Raw genomic sequence first — 14,104 nt, forward strand, 5'->3', positions numbered from 1 at the left:
CCCGCAGTTTCCGCCCAAGTTTTCCAAGACCTCCCCAAGGAGCACGCCCTGTGAGCACCCCCCCGTTTGCGCCGTTTGAATGGATGATCGCGTGGCGCTATTTGCGGGCCAAGCGGGCCGAGGGCGGCGTGTCGGTGATGACATGGATAAGCCTCATCGGCATCACCTTGGCGGTGTTCGCGCTGATTGCCACGCTGTCGGTGCGCGCAGGGTTTCGGGCGGAATTTGTCGATACAATCCTTGGGGCCAATGCCCATATCAGCGTCTACGGCGCGCAGCATCAGGCAAGCGATGGCCGCACCATTCGCGGGTTTGAGGATTATGACGCGGTCGCGGCCAATATTGCCGCTGTGCTAGGTGTGACCCGTGCTGCGCCCATGATCCGTGGGCAAGTTATGGCCACGGCAGCTGACCGCAGTTCGGGCGTTGAGGTGTACGGGATGCGCGGCGATGATGTCCGCGCCATTCCGCGCGTGGGGACGGGCGCCGATGCTTACGGCGCGCTGGACCGTTACGACGAAGGGATCGCGATCGGATCGGGGATTGCGCGCGAATTGGGGGTGACGGTGGGCGACCGCATTCGCCTGATTTCGCCGAATGGGGTAAAAACTGCCTTTGGCACAAGCCCGCGTGTTTCGGCCTATGAGGTGGTTTATGTGTTCACCGCTGGGCGCTATGACATTGACCGTACACGGATTTACATGCCACTGGCCGCCGCCCAAGACTACTTTAACCGCGAAGGATTGGCGGATGAGATCGAGGTTATGGTCACGACCCCCGAAGCGGTGGATGACCTGTCAATCGAGGTGATGAAAGCAGGCGGGCAATATGCCAATATCTGGACATGGCGCGACAGTTCGGGCGGTTTTTTGCGGGCGCTGGATATCGAAGACAATGTGATGTTCATCATCCTTTCGATCCTTGTACTTATTGCTGCTATGAACATCGTGTCGGGGCTGATTATGCTGGTCAAAAACAAGGGCCGCGATATCGGGATTTTGCGTACGATGGGGCTTACTGAAGGGTCGGTTTTGCGGATATTTTTTATCTGCGGCGCGTTTACCGGCATCATCGGCACGGCGCTGGGCGTGGTCTTTGGTTGTGTGTTCGCGATCTATATCGACCCTATTTTCAGCTTTGTGAATTATGTCGCAGGCGGAGGGGTTTGGGACCCGTCGATCCGTGGCATCTATGCGTTGCCCGCGAAATTGCAGTTTGGCGATGTGATGGCGGCGGTGTCGTTATCTTTGGGCCTGTCGTTTGTTGTTACCATCTTTCCGGCGCGGCGCGCGGCCAGGATGAACCCTGTCGAGGCGTTGCGCTATGAGTGAGATTATGCTGTCATTGGAAAGTGTTACTAAGGCCTATAACAAGGGCAAACCCGCCGAGGTGCAGGTGCTGCGCGGCGCATCGCTGACCGTGGCACGAGGCGAAGTGGTAGCGCTTGTGGCCCCATCGGGCGCGGGCAAATCGACTTTGCTGCATATCGCGGGTTTGTTGGATACAGCCGATAGCGGGGAAATGCGGCTGGGCGGCACCGATTTGGCAGGCCTGTCCGACCGCGCGCGGACCGAGGCGCGGCGGCGCGATGTGGGGTTCATCTATCAATTCCACCACCTGCTGCCGGAATTTACCGCATTGGAAAACATCGTTTTGCCGCAGCTTGCGAATGGTGCTCCGCGCAGCAAGGCCGAGGCCCATGCGCTGGCCTTGTTGGACAAGGTCGGCGTTGGCCATCGCGCGCAGCACCGCCCTGCGGCATTGTCGGGGGGCGAGCAGCAGCGCGTTGCCTTTTGCCGCGCCTTGGCCAATGGCCCGCGCCTGTTGCTGGCGGATGAACCCACGGGCAACCTTGACCCCGCGACATCCGACCAGGTGTTTGGCGCGCTGATGGATTTGGTGCGCGACACCGGCCTGTCGGCGCTGATTGCCACGCATAACATGGAGCTTGCCGCGCGCATGGACCGGATTGTGCGGCTCGACGCGGGGCGGGTGGTTTTGTAACGGCCTCACGGCCGCCTCAAGCACTTGTGTGCCCTGTTACAGCGATTGGGTGCTAGGCAGGGTAAACGATTTTTGAGAGGTCATATGACACGTTCCATCCTGATCGCCGGTCTTTTGGCCGCAACGCTTGCCCCCGCCTTGGCCCCCACACAGGCCTTTGCCGAAGGGGTTTCATTCGACAAATCCTGGACCACGCAGCGGTTCTCGCTGTTTTCATCCAATAAATACGGGTTCAACGGCAATGCGATGTCGATTGCATCGGATGGGTCGGTATCGCTGGCCTATGCCCGCGTAAAACCGGGGCTTTGGGGGGCAAAGGCGGCGAAATGGTCTTGGGCCGTTAACCAGTCTGTGCCGGCCACCGATCTGGCAAAAAAGGGCGGCGACGACCGCAATGCATCCCTGTATTTCGTGTTCTTGCCACAGGCCGAGGCTGAGGCTTTGGGGGCCAAAGCCGATGTGCGCAAGTTGCTGACATCCGAGTCGGCACGGGTGCTGGTCTATGTGTGGGGCGACAATCGGGGGCGTGGCACAGTGTTGGCCAGCCCCTACTTGGGCACGCGCGGCAAGACGGTGTTACTGCGCGCGGCGGGCACGGGCAAGTTTTCGGAAAGCGTGAACCTGGCCGCCGATTACAAGCGGGCCTTTGGCGGCACGGCGGGAGCCTTGGTCGGGCTGGCCGTATCTGCGGATTCGGATGATACAAAAACCGCCATCCGCGCGTCGATTTCGGGATTGTCGTTGAACTAAGGGCGCTAGGCCCTGCGCGGGGCTTCAAACCCGACCCACACCGACAGGCCCGCACGTTTTGCCAGCCAGATCAGCACCAAGGGCCCAAGCAACCCCGCGACTGTGCCCAGCAGCATATGCGGGGCAAGGTCGCTGACGCCAAGGGCGCGCAAAACCACCCGTGTGGCTGCCGAAAAGATCACATGTGTCAGGTAAATCGGCATGGTGTATTGCCCCAAACGGGCCAGCCACGCGGTAAGGTTTGCAAAGAGTGGCAGGTTGGCCCAGACCATCACAAAACCCGCCGTGGCAAGGGCTGTGGCCAAGGTTCCAAGCCACGGTCCCCCCGCAGTGGCGCCAGCGGCAACCAAGGCCTGCGCTGCGCCAAAGGCCAGAATGCCGGGCAAGATCAACCCCTTGCGCAGCAACGCGCCGTGGCCTGCCAGCATGGCAAACGCGATGCCCGCAAAAAACGGCGGCAGATAGATGACCGTGTTCCACAGGCTGTCAAACGGGCTGACATTGATCCATCCCGCGCGCGCGGCCACGGCCAAAGCGGCCATCACCAGCAATTGCGCGGGCCTTGGCAGGCGGGCCAGCGCCCATGCGATGACGTGCAAGATGAACAGGGTGTACAGGAACCAGAAGATCCCCACGGGTGGCAGGACTGACAGCACAACCTCGGCTGCGGAATAAACATGGCCCTTGATCGGGATGCCTGCGGCCGATTTCAGGCCAGCATCGATCCAGCCCCACAAAAGCATGGGCCACAGCAGCAGAATGGCGCGGTTTTGCAAAAAGTCGGGCCAAGGGCGGCGGGCCGAGAAGAAGAGGCCGGACAGAAAGAAAAACACCGGCATGTGAAACAGGTAAATCGCGGCATCAATGCGGGCAAACAGCGCCGCATCGGGGATCATCCCCGCTGTGTTCAGCCCGCGCCATGTGTGGCCAATGATGACAAAGATGATGGCCACAGCCTTGACCACATCAAACCCCGTTAACCGCTGCGACATTGACGCCTCAAATACACATATTCTGCATGGGGTCATGGCGGGTGCGGGGGGCGTTTGTCAAAGGGAAAATCGTGCGGGTGGTGACGGGTGGTGGGTTGGCACCCACCCTACGGCTGTGGGGGTGGGTGGTCAGTGTTTTGGGCGGTGGCTGAAAGGAGTCGGGGTGAACCCCGACCTACACGCCGATCACTTGATCTTTTTGCCTGCGATGGTGGTCGCGTCCTTGCCCGCATTGGAATTGGCGGTGGCGAGGACTTTGACAACTTCTTTCTTGGGCTTTTTGGTTTCTTTGTTGCCTTTGTTTTTCTCTTTGGACATGGGGGTATCCTTCCGGATAGAGGCCGCTAAGGCGGATGCCGGGGCGGTGGTCGCGCAAGGCTTTTCTGCGCGGCAGGGGGCTTGACCCTGTAAGGAGAAGGCTAGGCTTGTTGACCCGCGTGCGCAAGCGGGAGTGAGGGGGACGGGCGATGGTGCGCTTAAGCGCACCCTACGGCCTTGGCCACCGTAAAGACAGTATCCACTCAGGGGCCGTCCAAATTCAGACAAATATAGAGGGCCGTGAAAAAGACTTCATCTCTCCTGAAACGAACAAAGTGAGCAATGTTGCCGTTATCGTCGAGAACGACTGCATTTTTGGCCACGTTCTTCAAGAGCCCAGCGAAAGTGGCGGGGTTCTTCGATATATCCAAAAGTTTAGCGGCCTCAAATTCTGAAAGACTACGGTAAGAGCCACCCTTCGCAAGCACATCCGCGATGCAATTTTCCTGCTGTGTTGCAAGACTTGGGCTGGCAGTTAAGACGATGATAATAAAACTAGCAAAAAGTCGATACCTAAACATCCAACTCTTCCACAAACTGCGCGTTCTCTTGAATATACTGATACCGCAGCTCTGGCTTTTTCCCCATCAAACGCTCGACCAGATCGGAGGTTTCGCCCGGTTCGTCCTCGTCAATGCTCACGCGGATCAGCTTGCGGCTGTCGGGGTTCATCGTGGTGTCTTTCAGGTCTTTGGCGTCCATTTCGCCAAGCCCCTTAAAGCGCTGCACGTCGATTTTACCCTTGCCGCCCAGACCCTTGGCAAGCCACAGCTCTTTTTCCACGTCATCGGCGACATAGAGACGTTTGGCGCCTTGGGTCAGGCGGTACAAAGGCGGGCAGGCCAAATACAGGTGGCCTTGGTCGATCAGCGGGCGCATTTGGGTGAAAAAGAACGTCATCAAAAGGGACGCGATATGCGCGCCGTCGACGTCCGCGTCGGTCATGATGATGATTTTATCATAGCGCAGGTCATCGACCTTGAACTTGGTGCCCATCTGGACGCCCAACGCCTCGCATATATCGCGGATTTCCGAGTTGTCGTGCAGCTTGTTGGAGGCAGCACCTAGGACGTTCAGGATTTTACCTTTCAGCGGCAGCAGCGCCTGATTTTCACGGTTCCGCGCCCCTTTGGCCGACCCACCGGCCGAGTCGCCCTCGACGATGAACAGCTCGGTCCCTTCGCGGTTTTTCGCGGTGCAATCGGTCAGTTTACCAGGCAGACGCAGCTTTTTGGTGGCGGTTTTGCGGGCGGTTTCCTTTTCTTGGCGGCGTTTCAGGCGTTCTTCGGCGCGCAGCACCAAAAAGTCCAAAATAGCCCCTGCGGATTTGGTATCCGATGCCAGCCAGTTGTCAAAATGGTCGCGCACAGCTCCTTCGACGTATTTCGCAGCCTCCTCGGTTGCCAAACGGTCCTTGGTTTGGCCGACGAATTGCGGTTCGCGGATAAAGATGGAGATCAGCGCACAGCCGCCCGTCATCATATCGTCGCGGGTGATCAGCTCGGCCTTGCGGTTTTTGACCAGCTCGCCGTAGGCGCGCACGCCTTTCAGGATCGCGGTCCAAAAGCCGGATTCATGTGTGCCGCCTTCGGGAGTGGGGACGGTGTTGGTGTAGGATTGGATGAACCCGTCGCGCGAGGGCGTCCAGTTGATCGCCCATTCGACCGAGCCGGGGACGTTGTATTTCTCGGTAAAGCTGACTTTGCCCGCAAAGGGTTTGTCGGCGTAGGTGGTGGCACCCGTCAGGTTTTCGTTCAGGTAATCGGCAAGCCCGCCGGGAAAGCGGAAGGTCGCCTCCATCGGGGTGTCGCCATCGGGGATGTGGGATTTCCAGCGGATCTCAACACCGGAAAAGAGGTAGGCCTTGGACCGTGCCATCTTGAACAGGCGGTGGGGTTTGAGTTGCAGAGAGCCGAAGATTTGTGGATCGGGGTGGAAGGTGACAGAGGTGCCGCGCCGGTTGGGGGCAGCACCGATTTTGGCAAGGGGGCCTTGGGGCACGCCGCGCGAAAACTCCATCGCGAAAAGTTCGCGGTTCACGGCAACTTCTACCCGCAGATGGTCGGACAGCGCGTTGACCACGGACGAGCCGACGCCGTGCAAACCGCCCGAGGTTTGGTAGCTGTCGCCGGAAAATTTGCCACCGGCGTTGAGGGTGCAAAAAATCACTTCTAGCGCGGATTTGGTCGGGATTTTCGGATGCATGCCTACGGGAATGCCGCGCCCGTTGTCGCGTACAGATATATGGCCATTGGCGTGGTGTTCGACCTCGATCCATGTGGCATGGCCTGCGACGGCTTCGTCCATCGAGTTGTCGATAATCTCGGCCACCATGTGATGCAGCGCGCGGTCATCCTTGCCGCCGATATACATGCCGGGGCGCAGGCGGACGTGCTCCATATCCTCCAGCACCTCGATCGAGGAGGCGTCATAGGTGGACGGGGCGGAGGAGAGGAGGTCGTTGGCCATGCGCTGCTCGATTCTTTTGGGGGCGTCTTTGAGGCAGGATTAGACCATCTGGCGACGAGGGGCGCAAGACTTAGGGGGATTGGCAGTGTGGTGAGGCCAGAGTGAGTATTTGGGCAAAGATGAAGCAGGGGTTGAGGCGGGGTGAGTGCAGCGCTAGGTTTAGCGAAATTGAACTGGGGGACGCGATGCGGATTTTGTTTACGGGTGGCAGCGGCAAGGCGGGGCGACATGTGATCCCCTATCTGATTGCGCAGGGGCATCGGGTGTTGAATGTGGATTTGACGCCGCTGGATGTGCCGGGCGTGGGCAACCTGATCGCGGATATTACCGATTCTGGTCAGATGTTTAACGCGCTGACCAGTTATGCCGGTTTTGACGAGTTGGAGCCTGGTACGGGGGTGCCGCGTTTTGACGCTGTGGTGCATTTTGCCGCCATCGCGCGGATTTTGATTGCGCCGGACAATGAGACGTTTCGGGTCAATACCATTGGCACCTATAACGTGATCGAGGCGGCGGTGAAGCTGGGCATCCGCAAAGTGGTTATTGCGAGTTCGGAAACCACTTACGGCATTTGCTTTGCGGATGGTGTGGTGAATCCCGATTATTTGCCGCTGGATGAGGATTATGACGTGAGCCCGATGGACAGTTACGGGTTGTCAAAGGTGGTGAACGAGGCCACTGCGCGGGCCTTTGCCAAGCGGTCGGGGGCGGATATTTACGCGCTGCGGATTGGCAATGTGGTGGAGCCGCAAGACTATGCGCAAGATTTCCCGCGCTATTTTGCGGACCCTGCGCTGCGGCGACGGAATTTCTTTTGCTATATTGATGCCCGCGATTTGGGGCAGATTGTGGATCGGTGTTTGGCGGTTGATCGGTTGGGCTATCAGGTGTTCAACGCGGGCAATGATGAGAACGGGATGAATTTGGACAACGCCGAATTGCTGGAGCGGTTCTTTGCGGGCGTGCCGGTGACGCGGAAATTGGCCCCGCGCGAGGCGTTGTTTTCGAATGTGAAAATCCGCGAGGTATTGGGATTTCGCGAGGAACACCGTTGGCAGGATTATGTGGAGGGGTGAGGGGCCTAAACTTTTTCAACTTTTTTTCAAGAGCTTGGCAATCTCCAACCACCCGCAAAGGCCAATGACACCTACAGTCCAGATTGTGAGTATAGCAAGTAACACTACTATCGCTATGAGCGTCATATTTGCAGCTTCTATGGGGATTATGTTGCATTGGGTAACCCCCCCGATGGCGTCTCCAGAGCAAAGCGCCCCAGTAGAATAGGTCACCAAAAACATCAGTAAAACCAATATGAAAACGACTTTTACAGTTCGCCTCAAAATGCAAACAACACGCGGAATACTTGAATATCTTGCCCAAAGTAGTGCCAACGCTGCCGGTGACACGCCAACCGCGAACGCCGTGGCTAGCGGCAAAATATCTGTCATCGACCAACTCCCGCCAACATCTTGCCCTATGCTGCTTCCGCATTCCGCCGCGCCATCATGTCCACAAACGCCGGACGCGCTTGGCAGCGGGCTAGCCATGCGAATGTTTTTGGATAGGCCGCGTGCAGCGGTTTGTGGGGTTGGGAATAGCGCAGGCATTCGGCGACCATGATATCGGCCACGGTGAAGCGGTTGCCGATCAGGTATTCATGTGTGGTCAGGTGGGTTTCCAGCCGTGCCAGCGGGCGTGACAGCCTGTCAACGGCGGCGGCGATTTTGGCGGCACCGTCGGGGGTGTCGGCCAGCCCGTCGGCATAGGTGTAGATGATATCAATGCCCGGCAGGTCAATGGAAATGCCGCCAAACAAGGCCCATTGCTCAGCCAAGGCCAATTCATTCGCATCTAGCGGCCCCAAATCGCCGCCGTATTGGCGTGCAAGACAAAGTGTGATTGCCAAGGATTCCGTCAGCACCAGATCGCCATCAACCATTACGGGTACCGCTGATTGGGGGCTGATTTTCAGGAACTCCGGCGACAGGGTGTTCAAGGGCGCATCTGCCGCCGTTGGGTCGGCCAGGCGGTAGCTTTGTACTACGGGAACATGGGAAAATTCTGTTCCAGCCTCGGCCAAGAGCCATAGGGGGCGGGTGGCGCGCGAGCGTAGGACGCCGTAAATCGTGGGCATTTTGACCTCATGTCACTTGGGATTTCGGTCGAGTGTTGCGGATTGTCCGACTTTGCACAAGGGGGCCTAGAGATGCGACACTTTGACAGGGATCAAAGCGCGATTGTCGCAGGCGCGGTAGGATCAAGGCCAAACCACCAGCCTATGCGCGGGACGGTTTTGCGTTTTTAAATAGGTATCACTTGAAGGAGACGACATGGCCTTACCAACCAACATCAAGAGCGTTGAACTGAACGCAGCGCGGGCACTTCAAGCGGATGCGCCCGTTTCAGCCGTCAAGGTGGAGACGGTGGCGGGCCCTAAACCTGCACGCCGCAAGCCCGGTCCGAAAGCCGTCGATCCTGAAACGGTTCGTTTGACCTTCGAACAAGGCAAGTTTCCCTATGCACGCAAGCTGGCGCGCACGACCTATGAGGCTGAAAAGGCTAAGTTGCAGGCGGAATTGCTGAAAGTGCAATTGTGGGCGCAAGAAACTGGCCAGCGCTTTGTGATCTTGATGGAGGGGCGGGACGCGGCCGGTAAAGGCGGCACGATAAAGCGGTTCATGGAGCATTTGAACCCGCGTTACGCCCGTGTCGTCGCCCTGACCAAACCTGGCGAGAAAGAGAAAGGCCAGTGGTTCTTTCAACGCTATATCGAGCATTTGCCGACCAGCGGAGAAATCGTGTTCTTCGACCGCTCATGGTACAACCGCGCTGGGGTTGAACGGGTGATGGGCTTTTGCTCGCCGGCGGAATATCTGGAGTTCATGCGCGAGGCCCCCGAATTGGAGCGGATGCTGGTACGTTCGGGTATCCAGCTGTACAAATACTGGTTTTCAGTGACGCAAGAGGAACAGCGCGCGCGGTTCGAAAGCCGCGAGACGGACCCGCTGAAGCGCTGGAAACTGTCGCCGATTGACAAGGCGTCCTTGGACAAGTGGGGCAATTACACCGAGGCAAAAGAGGCGATGTTTTTCTATACTGATACGGCGGATGCGCCATGGACGGTGGTGAAATCAAACGACAAAAAGCGTGCGCGCCTGAATTGCATGCGGCATTTCCTCACCAGTATTGAGTACCCGGCCAAAGATGTAGATGCGATCGGTGTGCCCGACCCGCTGATCATCGGCAAGGCGGGGCAAGTTATCCGTGGTAACGAGGCCCTGATCGCTGCCGCCGTACCGCCCGAATTGCGCAAGCCTAAGGCGGATTGATGCCAGTGCGACCCTGTGGCGCGCCGAGCATTCTGGCGCGCCACTTCTGCTTGTGGCAAGCTGTGCGCTGAACTGGACGTGAGGGCTGTCTGTGAAGGCTGGGTTTTGGCTGTTTGTTGCTTTGGCGGTTGTTGCGCGCGCGACCGATGCCGATGCCCATCCGCATGTCTTCATCGATACCGGCGTTGAGACGGTTTTCAATGCGCAAGGTCAGGTCGAGGCCCTCCGGATCAGCTGGACCTATGATGATTTCTATTCATTGCTGGCGGTCGAGGATCGTGGGCTGGATCCCGATGGCGACGGCGTGCTGACGCCGGAAGAGCAGGTCGCACTGACCGGCTTTGATATGGGTTGGGATGCCGGTTATGATGGTGATCTTTATGTGCTTCAGGCGGGCGCACCCATTTCGATGGGCCGCCCCGAGGCGCCGACTGCGCGCTACGAAAATGGCATCATCACCTCGACCCATCTGCGCAAATTGGCCTCGCCGCTGGATGTGGGGGCCGATGGGTTGGCCGTGCAAGTCTATGATTCCGGCTATTATACGGCCTATTCCATCAACGTCGAAACCGTGTTGACCAATGCGCCTGCGGGCTGTGTGGCCGTGGTGTACGAGCCCGATCTGGATGCCGCCGACCGCAGCTTGCAAGACAAGTTGCAAGAATACACCGCTGATCAGGATGTCGAGGCCGAGTTTCCGGCCGTGGGCGCGATTTATGCTGATGAGGTGCGTATCACATGCCCCGCGCGCTGATTTTGTTAGGGGCCGTGCTGGGCGCAGGTTTTGCGGCCGCATGGGCGCTGGGCGGGTTGGACGGGTTTACCGCTTGGGCTGCGGCCAGCCAACGCGAGGCGCAAAATGCGCTGGCTCGCGCGATCCGTGCCTTGCGCGCGGGTGAAGCAGGGGCGTTGCTGGCCCTATTAACTGTCTGTTTTGCTTATGGGTTTTTCCATGCGGCAGGGCCAGGGCATGGCAAGGTTTTGATCGGTGGGTACGGTGTGGCGCGGCGGGTGCGGATGTTGCCCCTGATGGCCGTGGCCGTGGCGTCCAGCCTTGCGCAGGCGACAACGGCGGTGATTTTGGTCTATGCAGGGGTGTTTGTGCTGGGTCTGACTCGCGAGGGGATGGTGGGCCTGACCGAGGATATTTTTGCGCCTATAAGCTACGGTGCCATTGGGTTGATCGGGCTGTGGCTGGCATGGCGGGGTTTGCGCGCGTTTTTGCGGGCGGGGCTTGTGGAACATCATCACCATGGCCATGGGCACGGGCACCACGACCACAGCGATGACTGCGGCTGCGGCCATGCGCATGGGCCGGACCCTGCGCAGGTGGCGGCGTTGACGGGGTGGCGTGATACGGCCTTGTTGATCGGTGGCATCGCGATCCGGCCCTGCACGGGGGCGCTGTTTTTGCTGATCCTGTGCTGGCGCATGGGGATTGATGCGGCAGGGATTGCGGGTGCCTATGCGATGGGGTTGGGAACGGCCACGATCACGGTTGCGGTGGCGTTTATGGCTGTTTGGGCGCGGGAAGGGGCACTTCACGCCTTGGCCGGGGGCCGATTGGCGCGGGCTGCCCCCTTGATCGAGCTGGGCGCGGGGCTGACGGTGGCCGTGTTGTCCGCGATCATGCTGCGCGCAGCGCTCTAGCATCACAGCCTCTTGCCCGCCCTGCGCCGCGCGGATAAGGCTTGGGGATGAAGTCGCCTGTTCCCTTATCCAAGACCGACCACGCCCGTGCCTTGCTGACGCTTGGCTTGCCGCTGGTGGGCAGCCATTTGGCGCAGATGTCGCTGCATGTGACCGATACGGTCATGCTGGGGTGGTACGGGGTGGTGGAACTGGCCGCCGTTGTTCTGGGCGCATCGGCGTTTTTCATCGTGTTCATCCTTGGGTCGGGCTTTGGCCAAGCCGTGATGCCGATGGTGGCCCAAGCCTTGGGGCGCGGCGACGAGGTGCAGGTGCGCCGCGATACGCGGATGGGGCTGTGGTTGTCGATCGGTTTTGGCGTGCTGTGCTATCCGGTTTTTTGGTGGTCCGAGGCGATCTTGCTGGCGCTTGGGCAACAGCCCGATGTGTCGGCACTGGCGCAGGATTATTTGCGCATTGCTGGGCTGGGGATGTTGCCTGCGCTGTTGGTCATGGCGCTGAAAAGCTATCTGGCCGCATTGGAGCGCACGCAAGTCGTGCTTTGGATCACGGTTGCAGCTGTGGTGCTGAACGCTGGCATCAATTATGCACTGATTTTTGGCAATTGGGGCGCGCCCGAACTTGGTGTGCGGGGGGCGGCGATTGCATCAGTTTTGACCCAAGCGGTGACGTTTGTGTCGCTGGCATTTTATGCCCATTGGCTGCCGGAATTGCGGCGATTTTCCTTGTTTCAAAGGTTTTGGCGGCCTGATTGGCAGGCCATGCGGCAGGTTTTCCAACTGGGCTGGCCGATTGGCCTGACGGGGCTGGCCGAAGGCGGGTTGTTCCAAGCCTCGGCCATTATGATGGGCTGGATTGGCACGATGGAACTGGCTGCACACGGGATTGCGCTCGAGGTGACGGCGCTGGCATTTATGGTGCATTTGGGCCTGTCCAATGCCGCCACAGTGCGGGTGGGCCGCGCGATGGGGCAGGGCAATGCGCAGTCGTTGCGCGACGGGGCAAAGGTGGCGCTGATGCTGTCGCTGGGGTTTGGCGTGACGATGGTTGTGCTGTTTCTGGCCTTGCCTGCGCAGATTGTGGCGCTGTTTTTGGACCGCGCGAACCCGTCAAGCGGGGCGATTATTGCCTTTGGGACGGTGCTGTTGGCGCTGTCTGCGCTGTTCCAGATGGTCGATGCCACGCAGGTCATGGCGCTGGGTTTTTTGCGCGGAATGCAGGACACAAAAGTGCCTATGTGGTTGGCAGCGCTCAGTTATTGGGTGATTGGCATTCCGGCAAGCTATGTGCTGGCGTTTCCCTTGGGGCTTGGCGGGCCGGGGTTGTGGCTGGGCCTGACGGTGGGGTTAAGCGTGGCTGCTGGTCTGTTGCTGTGGCGGTTCTGGAGCCGTGCGCCGAGAGCGTAGAGGGCGGTGGGTTGCACCCACCCTACGCATCATAGCCTTCGATTATCAAGCAATCTCCGGTAGATACGGGATCACGCAAGGCTTTGGCGGCTTGGTATTCGGGGCTGTTGTAACAGTCATGCGCGGCTTGCAGGCTGGGGAATTCGATCACCACAGTGCGGGCGCGTGCGTGCCCTTCGACTTGGGTTTGCGGCGCACCACGGACCAGAAATTTCGCCCCGTATTTGGCAAAGGGCGCTGCATTTGCGGCCTTGTATTTTTCATATGCCACGGGGTCTGTGACATCGACATGGGCGACCCAATATCCTTTGGCCATGATGGTCCCTTTATGTTGCGAAAACCTTACTGATCCGCGCCGCCTCATCCGCTGCACCGTAAGGCGGGTTGATGATGAACATGCCCGACCCGATCATCCGGTGCCCTTCGCGGACGGGGGGAAAGCGGACTTCGTGACGCAGGGCATCGGGGAAAGCTGCGGTCAATTGTGACAGCATTCCGCCATGGCTGCCCGAGGTTAAAAGCGGATACCACAGCGCCAGAATCCCCACATTCCACTTGCGCGCAATCTTGGCGAAGTCCTTGGGAATGCTGTCATATTCTGCCTTTACCTCATAGCTGGGATCAACCAGTAACAGCCCACGGCGGGGGGTGGGGGGGCAGACGGCCTGGGCCAGTTTGAACCCGTCGATTTGGTGGATATGCGCGTCCCATTGGGTCAGATGTTCGGTCAAAACAGCGTTTTCACCGGGGTGCAATTCGGCCAGATGGATGGTGTCCATTTCCCGCATGGTCATGGCGGCGATCAGGGGGGACCCGGGATAGGCATTGGCCCCGTATTTGAACCGCACCTCATTCAGACGCTGACGGTAGGGGTGATCGGCAGCAAGCTTTTGTTCCAAAAGGGAAATACCGCGCGCGGCCTCACCTGTTTTCAAGGCGGCCTCATCCCCCAAATCATAAAGACCACGGCCTGAATGGGTTTCGATATAGCTGATCGGCTTGTCCTTTTGGACAAGGTAATCAAGCATCCACGCAAGCAGCGCGTGCTTGTGGACATCTGCCGGATTTCCGGCGTGGTAATGGTGTTGATAACTGAGCATGGTGTTTCGTAGCAGGCCCAGCGGGGCGGCGAAAGGGGCTGTATGTTTTGCGTATGCCATCCGTATGCCATCTGTATGTACAGGCG

The 14,104-nt window shown here is 59.0% G+C and carries 17 protein-coding genes; 9 read left to right on the top strand and 8 right to left on the bottom strand.

Annotated features, from left to right (window positions below):
• Positions 1-83: 83 nt before the first annotated feature.
• The 3 genes from G560_RS0103835 to G560_RS0103845 all read left to right on the top strand — a co-directional run bounded on the left by G560_RS0103835 (position 84) and on the right by G560_RS0103845 (position 2,754).
• Entirely contained in the window at positions 84-1,331 is a 1,248-nt protein-coding gene (locus G560_RS0103835) for a lipoprotein-releasing ABC transporter permease subunit (protein WP_050525270.1), read from the top strand.
• Positions 1,324-2,004, top strand: a complete 681-nt coding sequence (locus tag G560_RS0103840) for an ABC transporter ATP-binding protein (protein ID WP_028913699.1) — start codon at positions 1,324-1,326, stop codon at positions 2,002-2,004. Before G560_RS0103835 ends, G560_RS0103840 begins: the two co-directional genes overlap by 8 nt.
• Before the next feature lie 84 nt (positions 2,005-2,088).
• Complete coding sequence (locus G560_RS0103845; protein ID WP_022702991.1) at positions 2,089-2,754, top strand: DUF3047 domain-containing protein; 666 nt, start codon at positions 2,089-2,091, stop codon at positions 2,752-2,754.
• A 5-nt stretch (positions 2,755-2,759) separates the two neighbouring features.
• Here G560_RS0103845 and G560_RS0103850 read toward each other — a convergent pair whose 3' ends face one another.
• Entirely contained in the window at positions 2,760-3,746 is a 987-nt protein-coding gene (locus G560_RS0103850) for an acyltransferase family protein (RefSeq protein ID WP_022702992.1), read from the bottom strand.
• A gap of 26 nt (positions 3,747-3,772) precedes the next feature.
• Between G560_RS0103850 and G560_RS21570 the strand changes: the two genes are divergently transcribed.
• The gene (locus G560_RS21570; protein ID WP_022702993.1) at positions 3,773-3,898 is read left to right on the top strand and encodes a hypothetical protein; all 126 of its coding nucleotides are present in this window, start codon (positions 3,773-3,775) and stop codon (positions 3,896-3,898) included.
• Between the two features lie 34 nt (positions 3,899-3,932).
• On the opposite strand, the gene G560_RS21575 is transcribed toward G560_RS21570, so the two are convergent.
• The 3 genes from G560_RS21575 to parE form a co-directional block, all read right to left on the bottom strand.
• On the bottom strand, positions 3,933-4,064 hold the full coding sequence (locus G560_RS21575; RefSeq protein ID WP_022702994.1) for a hypothetical protein: 132 nt from the start codon (positions 4,062-4,064) through the stop codon (positions 3,933-3,935).
• Positions 4,065-4,267: 203 nt separating this feature from the next.
• Positions 4,268-4,585: a hypothetical protein gene (locus tag G560_RS0103865; RefSeq protein WP_022702995.1), complete on the bottom strand. Its 318-nt coding sequence runs from the start codon at positions 4,583-4,585 to the stop codon at positions 4,268-4,270.
• Positions 4,578-6,533, bottom strand: coding sequence for a DNA topoisomerase IV subunit B (gene parE, locus G560_RS0103870; RefSeq protein WP_022702996.1), 1,956 nt, complete (start codon positions 6,531-6,533; stop codon positions 4,578-4,580). Before parE ends, G560_RS0103865 begins: the two co-directional genes overlap by 8 nt.
• A 185-nt stretch (positions 6,534-6,718) precedes the next feature.
• Between parE and G560_RS0103875 the strand changes: the two genes are divergently transcribed.
• Positions 6,719-7,609 (top strand): NAD-dependent epimerase/dehydratase family protein, encoded by an 891-nt coding sequence (locus tag G560_RS0103875; RefSeq protein WP_022702997.1) that lies wholly within the window; start codon positions 6,719-6,721, stop codon positions 7,607-7,609.
• Between the two features lie 15 nt (positions 7,610-7,624).
• On the opposite strand, the gene G560_RS0103880 is transcribed toward G560_RS0103875, so the two are convergent.
• Both G560_RS0103880 and G560_RS0103885 read right to left on the bottom strand, forming a co-directional pair.
• Positions 7,625-7,981, bottom strand: a complete 357-nt coding sequence (locus G560_RS0103880; RefSeq protein WP_022702998.1) for a hypothetical protein — start codon at positions 7,979-7,981, stop codon at positions 7,625-7,627.
• A gap of 26 nt (positions 7,982-8,007) precedes the next feature.
• Positions 8,008-8,667: a glutathione S-transferase family protein gene (locus G560_RS0103885; protein WP_022702999.1), complete on the bottom strand. Its 660-nt coding sequence runs from the start codon at positions 8,665-8,667 to the stop codon at positions 8,008-8,010.
• 196 nt (positions 8,668-8,863) lie between these two features.
• On the opposite strand from G560_RS0103885, the gene ppk2 reads away from it, so the two are divergent.
• The 4 genes from ppk2 (at position 8,864) to G560_RS0103905 (ending at position 12,918) form a co-directional block, all read left to right on the top strand.
• A complete protein-coding gene (gene ppk2 / locus G560_RS0103890; protein ID WP_022703000.1) occupies positions 8,864-9,862 on the top strand; it encodes a polyphosphate kinase 2 in 999 nt (332 codons plus the stop codon).
• A gap of 91 nt (positions 9,863-9,953) precedes the next feature.
• Positions 9,954-10,616, top strand: a complete 663-nt coding sequence (locus G560_RS0103895; protein ID WP_022703001.1) for a DUF1007 family protein — start codon at positions 9,954-9,956, stop codon at positions 10,614-10,616.
• Entirely contained in the window at positions 10,601-11,512 is a 912-nt protein-coding gene (locus G560_RS0103900; RefSeq protein WP_022703002.1) for a nickel/cobalt transporter, read from the top strand. The genes G560_RS0103895 and G560_RS0103900 overlap by 16 nt, the downstream gene beginning before the upstream one ends.
• 47 nt (positions 11,513-11,559) lie before the next feature.
• Positions 11,560-12,918 carry an MATE family efflux transporter gene (locus G560_RS0103905; protein WP_022703003.1) on the top strand — a complete coding sequence of 453 codons (1,359 nt, stop codon included), beginning with the start codon at positions 11,560-11,562 and terminating at the stop codon, positions 12,916-12,918.
• A 22-nt stretch (positions 12,919-12,940) separates the two neighbouring features.
• Here G560_RS0103905 and G560_RS0103910 read toward each other — a convergent pair whose 3' ends face one another.
• Positions 12,941-13,234 carry a DUF1330 domain-containing protein gene (locus G560_RS0103910; protein WP_022703004.1) on the bottom strand — a complete coding sequence of 98 codons (294 nt, stop codon included), beginning with the start codon at positions 13,232-13,234 and terminating at the stop codon, positions 12,941-12,943.
• Positions 13,235-13,244: 10 nt separating this feature from the next.
• Positions 13,245-14,018 (bottom strand): 23S rRNA (adenine(2030)-N(6))-methyltransferase RlmJ, encoded by a 774-nt coding sequence (gene rlmJ / locus G560_RS0103915; RefSeq protein ID WP_028913701.1) that lies wholly within the window; start codon positions 14,016-14,018, stop codon positions 13,245-13,247.
• Between the last annotated feature and the right edge of the window lie 86 nt (positions 14,019-14,104).

Source organism: Pseudorhodobacter ferrugineus DSM 5888 (assembly GCF_000420745.1).
Taxonomy (GTDB): Bacteria; Pseudomonadota; Alphaproteobacteria; order Rhodobacterales; family Rhodobacteraceae; genus Pseudorhodobacter; species Pseudorhodobacter ferrugineus.